This is a genomic window from Lysinibacillus sp. DFXJR4 (assembly GCF_057196045.1).
Genome location: NZ_JBXUNW010000001.1, coordinates 1,307,681 through 1,322,825 on the forward strand (window position 1 = coordinate 1,307,681; position 15,145 = coordinate 1,322,825).

General features: G+C 36.7%; 6 protein-coding genes. 5 read left to right on the forward strand and 1 reads right to left on the reverse strand.

The window, feature by feature from the left end; genetic code table 11:
* The first annotated feature begins 10 nt into the window (after positions 1-10).
* From AC2CGN_RS06640 to AC2CGN_RS06660, 5 genes are all read left to right on the forward strand, one after another.
* Positions 11-8,899, forward strand: coding sequence for an amino acid adenylation domain-containing protein (locus AC2CGN_RS06640; protein WP_484512800.1), 8,889 nt, complete (start codon positions 11-13; stop codon positions 8,897-8,899).
* Between the two features lie 144 nt (positions 8,900-9,043).
* Positions 9,044-11,239 (forward strand): Gfo/Idh/MocA family oxidoreductase, encoded by a 2,196-nt coding sequence (locus AC2CGN_RS06645; protein WP_484512802.1) that lies wholly within the window; start codon positions 9,044-9,046, stop codon positions 11,237-11,239.
* Between the two features lies 1 nt (position 11,240).
* Entirely contained in the window at positions 11,241-11,993 is a 753-nt protein-coding gene (locus AC2CGN_RS06650; RefSeq protein ID WP_484512804.1) for a thioesterase II family protein, read from the forward strand.
* Complete coding sequence (locus tag AC2CGN_RS06655) at positions 11,990-12,589, forward strand: 4'-phosphopantetheinyl transferase family protein (RefSeq protein ID WP_484512806.1); 600 nt, start codon at positions 11,990-11,992, stop codon at positions 12,587-12,589. Before AC2CGN_RS06650 ends, AC2CGN_RS06655 begins: the two co-directional genes overlap by 4 nt.
* A gap of 13 nt (positions 12,590-12,602) precedes the next feature.
* Positions 12,603-13,745 (forward strand): isochorismate synthase, encoded by a 1,143-nt coding sequence (locus tag AC2CGN_RS06660; protein ID WP_429987116.1) that lies wholly within the window; start codon positions 12,603-12,605, stop codon positions 13,743-13,745.
* A gap of 186 nt (positions 13,746-13,931) precedes the next feature.
* Here AC2CGN_RS06660 and AC2CGN_RS06665 read toward each other — a convergent pair whose 3' ends face one another.
* Positions 13,932-15,044: a hypothetical protein gene (locus AC2CGN_RS06665; RefSeq protein ID WP_484512808.1), complete on the reverse strand. Its 1,113-nt coding sequence runs from the start codon at positions 15,042-15,044 to the stop codon at positions 13,932-13,934.
* Between the last annotated feature and the right edge of the window lie 101 nt (positions 15,045-15,145).

The window sequence follows — 15,145 nt, forward strand, 5'->3', positions numbered from 1 at the left end:
AGGAACTTCAATGGAGACAGAGGTTTTATTAAAATGGCAAGCATTTAGAGATGAAGTATGCAATATGTTGAATTCTGGTGGGCAAATAGCGGACGATGCAAACCTACTACATATGGGCCTTTCATCTATTGAAATGATGAAGCTTATTAACGTAAGTAAAAAACTTGGTTATCGATTGACTTTTGAGCAGTTGGTAAAAAAACCTTACTTAAAGGACTGGCGACAATTATTGTTAGAGGAGGCAATTTCTGAGGAACAGTTCCCTCATATGCAGAACCAAAAGTATGTGGATATGTATGAGCCCTTCCCTTTAACCGAAGTTCAGCATGCCTATTGGGTTGGTAGATACGATGGACAGTATCTAGGCAATGTAGGCTGTCATGGCTATTTAGAAATTAATGTGGAACAGATTGATACAGACAGATTAGCAGCTTCATGGAAGAGGCTACAGGAGCATCATCCAATGCTGAGATCCTGTTTTACAGCAGATGGGCAACAATTTATTTTAAAACAATCACAGGTGAAGCCCTTAATCGTTCATGATTATCGAATGGCGGATGAGCAGCAGATCAAACACCATTTAGAGGAAATACGAACGCAAACTTCTCATAGACTACTAAAGATTGACGAGGGGCAAGTGGCAGAATTACAAATCACTTTATTACCAGAAAATAAAGGCCGTATGTTTTTCGATATAGACCTATTAGTAGCAGATGTCCAAAGCTATCAAATACTATTAAGGGATTTAGCTGCATTGTATAATCGCAACGCGGAGCCCCAAGCGCCTCTCGAATGGAATTTTGCATCATATTTAGTGGAAAAAAACGAAGAAAATCACCAGGAGAGACAAGAGGCAATGGTCTATTGGACTAACAGGCTAGAAACACTACCCACAAAGCCTCAATTACCAGTCTCGAATAAGTCTGAAATAGATGCAACATTTTATCGACGCTCTTATTTTTTACGAGCGGAGCTATGGGAAAAACTAAAATATACATCAGCAAGATCAGGCGTCACTCCTGCTATGACACTACTAACCATCTATAGTCTAATTCTTAATAAATGGAGCGAAAATAATCATTTTCTGATCAATCTCCCATTATTTAATCGGCAATCAACAACAAAGCATACGATTGAAGAAGTGGTGGCTGATTTTACAACAATCCTTCTAGTCGAGGTTGATTTACAGGAGCAACGAACATTTTTACAGGATATACAAACCATTCAAAACCAATTTCATACAGATATGAAATATACAGCCTACTCTGGTGTGGATGTGCAAAGGGATTATGTGCGTCTGCATAACAGTGAACAACAAATTGCTCCTGTTGTTTTTTCCTGTAATATCGGATCGCCTTTATTGAATGAAGAGTTTAAATCAGTATTTGGCGATATCCATTATATGATTTCCCAAACACCACAGGTTTGGTTGGATTTCCAAGTGTTTGAGCAGGATGGTGGCTTACTATTAATTTGGGATAGTATTGATGATGTATTTAAGCCACAGGTCCTTGATGAAATGTTTACAAGCTTTAAACAAACAGTGGATAGTGTTGCTAAAAGGGATGATTGGTCGATGCCACTCCATATTCCGATAACAGAGCAATTAGCGATTAGAAAAAATGTTCAGTCGGAAATGACAGTTGAGCCAACTTGCCTACATGCGCCATTTTTTACACAAACTCAACAAATCCCTAATGAGCAAGCATTGATATTTCCTGCGCTACAGACATCAATCACTTATGGTGCTTTACAGGAAAAGGCACGACGCATTGCTCAATATTTGCACCTAAACGGTATCCAAAAGGGGGAGGCAATTGGACTATTAATGGAACGAGGCATTTCTCAGATTGCTACAATTTTAGGGATTTTAGCCGCAGGAGGAGTGTATGTACCAATTGGTCTAAAGCAGCCATTGTCTCGAAGAAGAAAAATTTATGAAGCAGCGGATATCCGGTTTATTGTAACAGACCAACCTCACCTAGATGATGACAGTGGCGTTTGGTATTTATCTGTTGAAGATGCAGAACGATGCGAGCAATGTTCTGAAATCATCTATGATGCAGCCTCTCCTGCTTACATTATTTTCACCTCTGGCTCAACGGGTGTGCCAAAAGGTGTAGAGATGACGCATGAAGCTGCATGGAATACCATTTATGCTGTCAATCAGCTTAATCAAATCAATAGTGAAGATTGTGTATTAGCTGTATCTGCATCTGAATTTGATTTATCAGTCTATGATATGTTTGGCTTGTTGGCTGTTGGTGGCAAGCTCATATTACTAAGTGAAGAGGAAGTGCGACGTGCAGATAAATGGGTACACTACATTAAAGAATTTGGTGTTACATTATGGAATTCTGTACCTATTTTATTTGAGATGTTATGTGCAGAGCTAGAGCATGAGGAGAAAAGCCTCCCATCAATTAGGCATATTTATTTATCTGGAGATTGGATTAAACCAGATTTAGTACAGCAGATATCATTAAAAACGCCTCATGGTACCTTGATAGCCATGGGTGGAGCCACTGAAGGTGGGATATGGTCTAATTATTTTAAAGTAACGGATGATACTGTTCATAAATATCCGAGTATTCCCTATGGGTTCCCGTTACCAAATCAGCAGTATCGTGTCGTCAATGAAAGAGGCGAGGATTGTCCAAACCAAGTTGCAGGTGAACTATGGATTGGCGGTAACAGTATTGCTGAGGGCTATAAGGGAAATAGCCAGCAAACGAATAACCAGTTTATCTCTATTGATGGACAAAGATGGTATCGAACAGGGGATTATGGCAAGTATGTAGATGATGGCGTTTTATTATTTTTAGGTCGAAAAGATGAACAGGTCAAGGTTAACGGACATCGGATTGAATTAGGTGAGATTGAAAGAAGCCTGAAAAATAAATCGTGTATTAAAGATGCGGTAGTTCTCGCCACTAAACAAAAAAACGGAAATCAACTTCATGCTTTTATCACAGCTGAGGATGTTGGTGATCTTTTTGATTTTCAGACGACATCTTCCAACATCCCTAAACTTGTTAGAAGCGTGATAGAATCAGTTTCTCAAAATTCAGACACTAGTGACTTTGATTATTTAGAAGCGATGCAGAAATTTATGCAAGAAATCGATCAATTAACTTGCTATGGGATAACATCGATTCTACAGCAAATGGACTTTCCTATGAATAAAGGAGAAAGCTACAATATTAAACAACTAATAGAAGAAAAGCAGGTAGATACGAGGTATTATGAGCTTATTTTCCAATGGTTTAGTTTACTACATCAGCTACATGTAGTAGCGACTATAGATCATATCACCTATACAAATAAGATGGATTTAGCAGCCTGTCAGCTACCTCCTCTCGCACATTACCCGAATATGATGAAATTCAGTACTTCCTTTATTGAGAATGGGCAAGCACTACTAACAGGAAAAATATCACCAGCTTCTTTATTATTTTCTGAAAATGCATTATCACCGATGGAGGTGATATGTGAAGAACCAGGGGCTATAGAAAGTCATCGTCTAGTAGCAACCATTATTAATAGGATTAGTACAGCTAAGAAAAAGCCGATACACATTTTAGAGCTTGGAGCGAGAAGTAGCTCATTTACAAAAGCTATCATTCAGCAATTGGCAGGTGTTGATTATCATTATACAATCACGGATGCTTCTATGTATTTTAAAGGTAAATTCGATTCCATTCTTTCAGACCAGATAGAATTTGCTACTTTGGATATGAAAATTGACCCTATTTTACAAGGCTATACATGTCATAAATATGACCTGATAATTGCCAATAATGCGCTACACAGAATAAAAAATTTACCAGAAACGATGCCTTTTATTGAGCAGCTTTTAGATGTGGATGGCTTGATGATCACTACTGAAAACACGATGAATAGTAGTCTGCAGCTCATTACAACAGGCTTTGAGGAACAAGGATTTACACAATTTGAAGATGAAAGAAAAGAAATTTGTCAGCCATTATTAGCGGATACTCAATGGCTAGAGGTTTTTAAAAAAGCTGGTTTTTCAAATGTGAATGTGATGAATCATCCACACCTATATGCGCACCATATTTTTATTGCTCAGTCCTCTCCTGTGAAAAAACAATTTAATCAGAGAAGGCTAGAGGACTATGCTAGAGAGCAATTGCCAGATTATATGATTCCTAGACATATAACCTTACTTCGCAAAATGCCTTTAACGAATAATGGGAAACTAAATCGTAAGCTATTACTTGCCAGCATTGATATAGAGGCTCAGGAGCAGGCAGAACCAACACGTTCAATGACGACTATGGAGCAAAAAATTGCAAATGTTTGGAAAGAGGTATTAGAGAAATCGCATATTTCCCTAGACGATAATTTCTATCAACTTGGTGGAGATTCATTAATTGCCACACAACTTAATAGTCAATTACAGAAAAAATTGAATGTACCCACCTCCTTAGAGGCAATTTTTAAATATCCAAAGTTTAGTGATTTTACTCATTATATTGCTGAGCAAACAATGGCTGAAACAGAGGAAAAAATGATTACATCTTTTGCAAATATAGAAAGTGATACAACCCATCTATATGAGCCATTCCCATTAACGGATATTCAACAATCCTATTGGCTCGGAAGAAATAGTGTATATGACTTAAGTGATGTGTCAGCTCATTGTTATTTTGAGCTTGAATGTGGCGAACTGGATATGGAGGCAGTAAATGCGGCTTGGAATCAATTAATTCAGCGTCATGATGTCATGCGAGTGGTTGTATTGAATAATGGATTGTCTCAGCAAATTTTGAAGGATGTACCAGCTTATCAAATTCACATTAATGATTACAGGAATGAGGATCATTTAGCTTTTACTAATGGAGTACAAGCAACTAGAAATCAAATGTCCCAGCGTAGGTTTGATGTTAGCAAATGGCCATTATTTGATATTGAGGCAAGCTTAAGTCCAGATCAGACAACACGATTACATGTTAGCTTTGACAATACCGTATTTGATGGCTATAGCATTTTTCTGCTATTTGATGAGTGGTATAAATTATCTTATACGCCGACTCAAAATTTACCTACCATCAATATCAGCTTTAGAGATTATGCTATTGCACTGGCGGATTTAAAAAATTCCACTCAGTATAAAAATGATATGAATTATTGGGAAGACCGTGTTCAAAAGCTACCGTCTGCCCCAGAGCTACCACTAGCGAAGCAGCCAAATGAAATCAAAGAACAAAGATTTACACGCTATCAGGCAGTTTTAACGAAGGATAAATGGGGTGCTATGAAACAAATGGCTCACCTACTTCATTTGACGCCTTCTACAATTATTATGGCAGCCTATGCAGAGGTATTAGGCAGATATAGCCGTCATCAGCATTTTACATTAAATTTAACGCATTTTAACCGTCTACCTTTACACGAAGATGTTCATAAGTTAGTAGGAGATTTTACTTCTTTAGTATTGATTGAAATAGATCATCGTCACAATAGTAATTTCATTATGCGCTGTCAGGATGTGCAAAAGCAATTATTGCAGGATCTTGAACATACACTTGTGAGTGGTGTGGAAGTCGAGCGAATGCTGCGAAAAGACAGGAACCATTTTAACGATATTGTGATGCCAATCGTCTTTACTAGTGGCATTGGCGTGAATAAAGATCATTTGGAGGATATTTCTTATCTAGGAAAAATCATTTATGGGGCATCACAAACACCTCAAGTTTGGTTAGATCATCAAGTATTCGAGCAAGATGGGGAGCTCATCCTATCCTGGGACGGTGTAGAGGATTTATTCCCTTCAGACTTATTGGCTGAAATGTTTGATGTGTATCTGCAGCTTTTAGATCAACTAAGTCAGGGTATGACAGCGTGGCAACAGATATCTACTGTTATTAGCCTACCAGATGCAAAACAACGGGAGATCATTCATGAGGCTGCCATAATACCAACATCGGAAGAAACGCTTGTCAGTCTAATAGAAAAACAATGGCTTACATTTGCGGCGAATCCAGCAATTATTGATGCAACGAAGACAGTTACCTATAAAGAATTAGGTGAAATGTCAAAAAATATAGCATCAGCTATTCGTACAGAGCCACCTCAGACAATCATCATATTAATGGAAAAGGGATGGCAGCAAATTGTTACAGCACTAGGAATTATGAGAGCAGGTTCAGCATATTTGCCCGTAGATGTGGATACACCTTTAGAACGACTACAGCAGATTATCCAGCAAGCACATATCCAAACAATTATTACTACACAGTCTTTATATAGTCGATTCAGGCATTTAAGTTTAAACATTTATACAGTTGAGTCACTTATTGAAGCTCGGTCAGAGAAAATGACAACACTTCGTACAGTATTACCTGATGATTTAGCTTATATTATTTTCACATCAGGCTCTACAGGCAAGCCTAAGGGGGTTGAAATTACTCATCGGAGTGTGGTGAATACCATTTTAGATATAAACAAACGTTTTGAAGTAACATCTTCTGACCGTAGTATAGCTTTATCGAATTTTACTTTTGATTTATCTGTGTACGATGCATTTGGCTTACTCGCTGCAGGTGGGGCAGTGGTCATACCTGAAGTGAAGAGGCAAAAGGACCCTGAGCATTGGTTAGAGGTAATGCATAAACATCACATTACGATCTGGAACACAGTACCAACCTTTATGGAAATGTTTGTGAATTACCATCAAACAGCTACTACTATTGCAGAGCAGGGGCATTCTCTAAGATGGGTGCTATTAAGTGGTGATTGGATACCATTAACCCTTCCCAAAAAAATAAAAAGTATTTTCAAAGATACGCAAGTTGTCAGTCTAGGAGGAGCAACAGAATGCTCCATTTGGTCCAACTATTTTATGGTAGAAATGATAGAAGATTCATGGAAGAGCATTCCATATGGGAAATCACTTTCACATCAGCAGTTGTATGTATTGAATGCCAATTATGAGGATAGTCCTGTTTGGGTAAAAGGTAATTTGTATATTGGTGGTACCGGTTTATCGACAGGATATTGTAATGATCAGGAGAGAACGAATGCCCATTTTATATACCATCCAACAACAGGAGCTAGGATTTACAAAACGGGAGATCTAGCCAGATATCTTCCTGACGGTAATATTGAATTTTTAGGTCGTGAAGATCAACAAATTAAAATGAATGGTCATAGAGTAGAATTAGGGGATATTGAAGCCAATTTATGCAAGCTTCCGATTGTACAGCAGGCTGCTGTCATCATGCAGGATAATAAGTTAATAGGCCATCTAAAGCTTCATAAGGGTATTCAGCATGATCTAGTTGAAACAATGACAACAGATACGAAACTTTCTATCAGTCTTGAGACAATAAAAAATGAATTAGAGCATATGAAGCCAACCCTTCCTATGACTGAACTTTCCGATTATACAGCAGCAATTGAATGGCTTAGTGTCGGTACGATGTTTTTAGATTTATCTGTATTGAACATCTTTAAAAATCAGGGTCAAGTATTGATGAAAGCAGAAATAATAGGAGCTGTTGCGAATACGTATGAATCGTTAATCGGTCATTGGCTAGATTATCTAGTCGAATATGGTTTTATAGAGAGGAAACAGGCAAGTTATATCGTTAATTTCAGTAAAGAAGACGCTTTACAATATATGAATAATAAATTAAATGATTTTCATCTTGGTGAAACACAGCCAATATTCCGGCAATTAAAGGAGCAGCTAATCGCTTCTCAAGAGGCCAGACTTGCCATTCTAAAAGGCGAGCAGCAAGCAAAGATTTATTTAGTAGATTCTCAGGGATTTTTAACACCTGAACAATTAGGTCACTATAATTTATGGAGTCAATATACACAGGATTTAGTGAACAATATGATAAGCATATTATCAAAATCTAATGAAGAACAAGGACTAAATGTCTTGGAGCTTGGCACAAGAACAGGTCAGGGGAGTCATCAATTTGCTCAGCATTTTAGTAGCTCTGGTCAATATACCTATGCTGATGAATCATCTGATTTTCTACATCGTAAAAAGGCGGCGGCAACTCACGAGTATGTAAAATTTAAGCAATATGATGTTAATCTCCCTCCTGATAATCAGGATATGGATCTTCATACCTATGATCTAATCATTGCAGAAAATACACTCCATAGAAGTCGTCATTTAAATAATACGATGACCTATTTAAAGCGACTCTTAAAGCCAGATGGTCTTATGATACTAACTGAGAATGTTAAGAATAATGCACTATTACTAATTACCGTGGCATTTTATGAAGAAGGCTACCAACAACTTGCTGATGCTAGAAAGGTAGAGAAATTACCGTTACTAGATTGCGAGACTTGGCAACAATTATGGAAAGAGGAAGGTTTTAACTATTTATTGGAGTGGCCGCGAGATGACATTAAATGGTTTGGTGAATACATCATGATGGTAGAAGGACCTTCTAATATTCAAAGATTAGACCTTGTTCAATTTAAAGAAGAGGTAGAGCATACTCTTCCTAAATATATGTGTCCAGATGATTATTTCGTTCATGAATCCTTCCCAGTAACAGCTAACGGAAAAATTAACCGCAAGCAGCTAGCACACTATAAAATTTCTTATCAAACTGAGCTTGTAGAACAGGGGAGACAAGCAGTAACGCTAGAAGAGCAAACTATTGTTCAAGCTTGGAAAGAAATTTTGGAAACGGCGTATAGCAGTGTGGATGATAACTTCTTTGAGCATGGTGGTGACTCGCTTAAAGCAATTAGATTTATTAATCGTCTTAGTGAACTAGGGTATACCTTAACGTTAGAGAAATTATTTTTACATCCTACCATTGAAGACATGGCTGCACATCTCGTTGCACAGAAGAATGATCAGAATAAGGAAGAAGCACATGTTATTGGTACATTATAAAATGTTGCATAGAGAAGAAGGTATTTTTTATTTGAATATTTACTAGCTCTAAACAAAATGTGCAGTGGTGCCATTTTTGCAGTGGCACCACCGTGTCATTTATTCGATTAATAAAAACTAGATAAATGAGAGAGTGATACAGTAGTGACCCAAAAGTTACGTGTACTTGTATGCGGCACAAGATTTGGCCAATTTTATTTAGAGGCTATCCAATATTCGGCGCTTTTTGAACTAGCAGGCATTCTTGCACAAGGCAGTCAAAGGTCAAAGCAGTGTGCCAGTGTATATAAGACAAATTTATATACGGATATAGAGGACATACCTCATGACATTGATATTGCTTGCATTGTTGTTCCTACAAGCGTTATGGGAGGTTCGGGCACAGAGCTTGCAATAGCATTCTTGAAAAGAGGCATTCATGTCATATTAGAACAGCCTGTACATTATCAAAATTTAATAGACTGTTACCGGATGGCCAAACAACGGCGTGTTAAGTTCATGGTTGGAGATTTATACGGTCATTTACCCTTCGTCAAGAAATTTATAGAAGCGGCTCAAACGATAATACAGCAAGAAAAACCTTTATATTTGAATATCGATATGGCAACCCAGGTTTCATTTCCACTAGCTCATATTTTAACAAAACTGCTTGGGAATATTCAGCCCTGGGAGGTAAAGGATACGATTACTGGCAATATGCCGTTTCAATTGCTTTCCGCCATGCTAAAAGATATTCCAACAACGATACGAGCACAAAATCAAGTAGACGTTGCTGTCTCTGATAGTTATATGCACTTAATGCATCATATTACATTAGGGTTCGATAGTGGAAAATTGACTCTTTTTGATACGAATGGACCCGTAATATGGACACCTAGAATGCAAATACCTGCTATTTCACTAGTTCCAAAAGGCTTGAAACAGGAGGCTTCTCTTCCGCTCACTAGCCCTGTGATAGAGGATTTTGCGTCAAACAATAACGCTACCTATCATGACATTCTGACAAAAACTTGGCCTTCTGCTATTTTACAGGATATTGAAAGATTAGCGAATTGGATTACCCATGATATACATTCGATCGAGATGGCAAAAGAGGGGCAGCAGATGATTCAAGCTGCACAGCTATGGAGCGGACTAACGAGTGCCTTAGGTTATCCAAATGATTGTGAGCGAATCCCTCAGCCATTTTTAAATATTGAAGACATAAAATTACAGCTTCGGAAAGAAAAATCAATGGAAGCGCGCTATGAGCTGCTAACAACGGATGGTGTTCAACAGGCTGTAACAAAATTTAATGAGGTTTGTTTAAAAACGATTCTACTTGAGCTTCAAAAAAACAATATCTTCACTTCAAAGGACAAGATATATCGTGTTGAAGAAATTTCTCAGGCTCTCCAAATCGATGATAGATTTCAATTTATAGTTAAAAGATGGTTAACGGCACTTACGAATCATGGTTATATTTTTTGTCTAAATACAGGCTTTGTTTTAAATTATCCAGTGTTGACTTCAGAAGAGCTAGAGATGGCGTGGCAAGAGCTTAAATCAGTATGGGCGGATCAATTGATGCCTGCCAAAGTCATGAATTACTTTTATAAACACGCTGAACTACTAGGAGATTTAATAAAGGGTAAACAATCTGCTGTCCAGTTGCTTTTTCAAGAGGGTGAGATGGATGTAGCTACATCCTTATATAAGGATACAATGATTGCTTATTTTCTGAATAAAGAAGTCGCCAGCATTGTCACGGCACAGATTGCAATAAAAGATAAGGTAAATATCTTAGAAATTGGGGCAGGAACTGGTGCAACCACAACAGTAGTCATTGAAAGTATTCTAAACAATCAGCTACAAAATAACATGAACTGCTATTTATTTAGTGATATTTCAAATTATTTTATTCATGAAGCAAAGAAAACATTGCAGCACATCAGTTGGCTTGAATTTATGAAAATAGATGTAGAAGATAGAAAGGATCTGTTTTTAGTTGAGAGTAATTCTCAGGATATAATTCTAGCCGCTGGTGTGTTAAACAATGTAAAAAATACAAAGGAAATATTATTGATGCTTCAATCGCTATTAAAAAAAGATGGTTTAGTCATTTTAACAGAAGCAGATGGTGAGTCTATACAAATGTTAATTTCGCAAGTATTTATGATGGAGCCCGCGAATGATAAAAGAATGGAAACAGCCTCTACTTTTTTAACGACTGCACAATGGCTGGAAATTTTTAATGAGGTGGGCTTCAGATGTATTTCGATACAACCTGATAAGGGTCATAAACTATACCCACTAGGACAGCGAATATTTGTTTTAGAAAATACGGAAGGAGAAAGCTGAAATGGATTTGAAAATATGGTTTCCATTCTCATGTGATAATCATAGTGATATCAATGTTTTTTGTTTTCATCATGCTGGTGGATCAGCCTCAAATTATAAAGAGTGGGTAAGTAAATGTACGCAAGTAAATATGTATAGTGTAGAACTGCCGGGGAAGGCAACAAGAAGAAGTGAAGAGCCGATTTTGAACATAAAAGGGGTAAGTGTCAAAATAGCCCAGGCAATTTCACAGATTTCAATAAATAAAAAGGTAGTATTATTTGGTCATAGTATGGGCGCTGCCATTGCATTTGAAGTGGCACACTATCTTGAAACAAATACTCATACACAACTACAACTTTTAGTCGCTGCGAGTCGGCAAGCACCTCACTGTCAGGGTAAGGATAAATATCATTCTGCCATGCCTGATCAGAATTTAATAGAGGAATTATATCGACTTGGTGGTACACCGCCGTTGCTTTTAGAAAATCAGGAATTTCTAAATTTTGTAATACCCTCCATTAAAAACGACTATATCTTGCATGAATCTCATTGCTACAAGGGACAAAAATTGACTACGCCTATTATTGCTCATTTTGGAGAAGAGGATCCAGATCTTACTACCGCAGACTTACGAAGATGGCAAGAGGTGACGCATCATAACTTTATCCTTCAAAAATTTCAGGGAGGGCACTTTTTCCTTTATGAAATAGAGGATTCTTATTTGCAAAGCTTAGAGGATACTATTATACAAGGCAGTGAAAGCGTAAGATGATCAAGGGCAATCCAATAAATGTTTATTTATATAGAGCAAAACAAGTTCATAAACATAATTCCGACCTTTTTAAACGCTTTCTTCTATTAAAAGAAGCAGGATTAACTGACATTCATTTTCAATATGGTCCATATGGTAAGCCATTTGTCCATGTGCCAGATGTTCATTTTAATATATCTCACTCTGGACAATATCTAGCTGGGGCCGTATCAACTTGTAGCTTTATTGGCATCGATATTGAACAGATTAAACCTATAGATTTTGATTGTATTGATTTTTTTATGAGTGAAAAAGAAATTGCTCATTTTAAGGGAATCCAATTACTGGAAGAAAAGCTAGATTATTTTTATATAATATGGACCCTAAAGGAAGCGTATTCCAAAATGTTGGGTATGGGATTACATATGAAATTAACAGAAATCAGTCTGGATAATCAGCAAATAAAGTCAACATGCAAGGATGTATTTTGTCATTCCATAATGGTTGATAACCTTTATCGGCTATCTCTTATTTGTAGTCAAGAGATGAATATAAATATTGTACACATCACAGAAGATATAATCATACAGGAATTAAAGCATAATCAATTTATCTAAGTAAGGGGAGACTATGGAAAATATTAAACTATCTGACATCCTTAATCATTTTAGCAACAATGATACCTTTTTGAAGACGCCTGAAAGATTATTAGTATTCAATGGGGAGCAAACAAGGTTTCAATTGGCTATGAATGATTCTATAGCGCTTATAGAAGAAATTAGGGCAATTCAAAAGGAATTTAAAGCACCGATGATTATTGGAGCAATCCCATTTGATCAACGTAGTAAAGCAACGATTATTATTCCAGATACCTTTGTAAATTACCATCATTCCAATTTGATCGATGATTTACAAACTGCAAACCAACCCTTGTCAATAGAGGACAGCATTGATTTACCTAGCAGACTTCAATTTAACGAAATGGTTCAAGAAGCAATACATTCCATTCGTAAGCAACAATTTAGCAAAGTTGTGCTTGCAAGATCATTAAAATTTCGTTTACAAGAGGAGCCACCCATCACAGCATGGTTAACGAATTTACTACACAAAAATAAACAAGGCTATATTTTTTCTATTGCCTTGGATAACGCTCAAAATCTGATTGGTGCTAGCCCAGAGCTACTTGTGAAAAAGGAAGGAAATATTGTAACGATTAATCCTTTAGCGGGTTCACGTAAAAAAACCTATGATTTGGTAAAAGATAAGGCTATAGAGAACGAGCTACTCCATGCAGAAAAAGATTTACATGAGCATAAAATTGTTGTGGATTATATTTGTGAGAAATTGGAACCCCATTTAGGAGAAATAGAGTACAATGAAAAACCAGCTATTCTTTATACAGATACAATGATGCATTTATCCACTGTCATAAAGGGAAAAATAAAAAATGATACGACGACTGTATTGGATGTAGCACAGCTATTACATCCTACACCGGCCATCTGTGGGGCACCACAAAAGCCTTCATTAGAGTTTATACAGAAAACGGAGCCCTTTAATAGACGCTATTATACTGGAATTGTTGGCTATATGGATCATTATGGCGATGGGGAATGGGTAATTACGATACGTTGTGCTGAAATTAATCATAGGGATATTACATTATTTGCAGGGGCAGGCATTGTCAATAGCTCTGAGCAGGATAGTGAATATAATGAAATCTCTGCGAAATTTACAACGATGTTACAGGCTATGGGGCTAGCACAGGAATAGTCTGCTTTTAATAAAAAGAGGCTGAGACAAACGTGTTTCAGCCCACAAAAATACCGAACTATCCAATGAAATGCTCATGAAGTGTTTCGGATTAGTTCGGTTTCTCTATTTATTGTGTTTTGTTGATTTAGAGATTATTTGGCTTTATGAAGGAACCATTTAGTTATGTCCCAGCACTTCATTTATCTATTGCGGAAGATACGTTTGGCCTTTAAAAGTAAGCTTAGAAGCGGAGATTAAAATTTCTTTATTTTCTAGGAAGTAGGGATCTAGTATTTTGTATAAAGCATCCCATTTAGCTTCAGCCTGCTCCTGTTTTCCATCTTTATCAAGAGTTATAGCTTCTTCATATAATAATTGTATTTGTTTTTTATCTGCTGCACGAATTTCAAAATCAAAGTCAGTGATAAACTCCTCAAACGGAATTGGTTTAAAATACGGGTTGATTACTTCATAAAATTCTCCCCATAGCTGATCGGAAAGCTCAATACTGTTGTCTTTATCTGCTTTTTGAGCTTTTTCATAAATTGTTTTTAGTTTTACGACAACGTCAGCAGGAATGTCTAATTCCATACTCGCCATGTACTCATCAAAGGGAGTAGGTGGATATAGCTCATCTAAATATGGTTGCAAGATTTTATAAAATTCATCAAACTTTTCTTGAGCTTTGACTTCTTTACCTGCTTTCTCAAACTTTACCCACTCTTCATAGATGCTTTTTAGTTGCTTTTTCTCACTATCCTTAATCACAATATTTTTCTCACCGAACCCATATTCATCTATATATTGCTCAAAGGATATTGGCTGCCAACTGGCTAATACATAAGGCTTTGTGATTTTATCCATTGCAGCATACATCTTTTCTACTTCTTCATACTTCTCTTCTTTTTCTAATTTTTTGATTTCAGTAAACATGCTTTCCAATTTCTTTAGATCTTCAGTTGGTATCTCTTTAGGTAATCCTTTTTTATACACATCAAATGTGTAGAATTCAGCATAATCCTTTAATACACTTCCTTCTACAGTAATTTCCTGTCCCTCAACTAAGTTCATTTTTTCAATTTGCTCATCAGAAAATTTGTGAAAACCAATAAAGTAGTTTTTACCGTCTTTGCCTTTTACATCGATCCCGTCTCCTACAATATTTTTTATAGTTCCCTTTATTTGTTGTTCGATTTGGATCGTCACATCTTTTGTTGTTTCCTGTGAGGTTGCTCCAGCTTGAAGCGGTGTAAAAACAGCCATTCCTAATGTTAGTGCAGAAGCAATCATCCAAGTTTTTCTAAGTGGTTTTCTCATCAACATGTCTCCTTTTATTCAACTTGTTACCAATTATTAGACGTATTGCCATTGCAAAAAGTTTTATCTTGTGAAAAAAATTAGGAAATACTTTCTCGAAA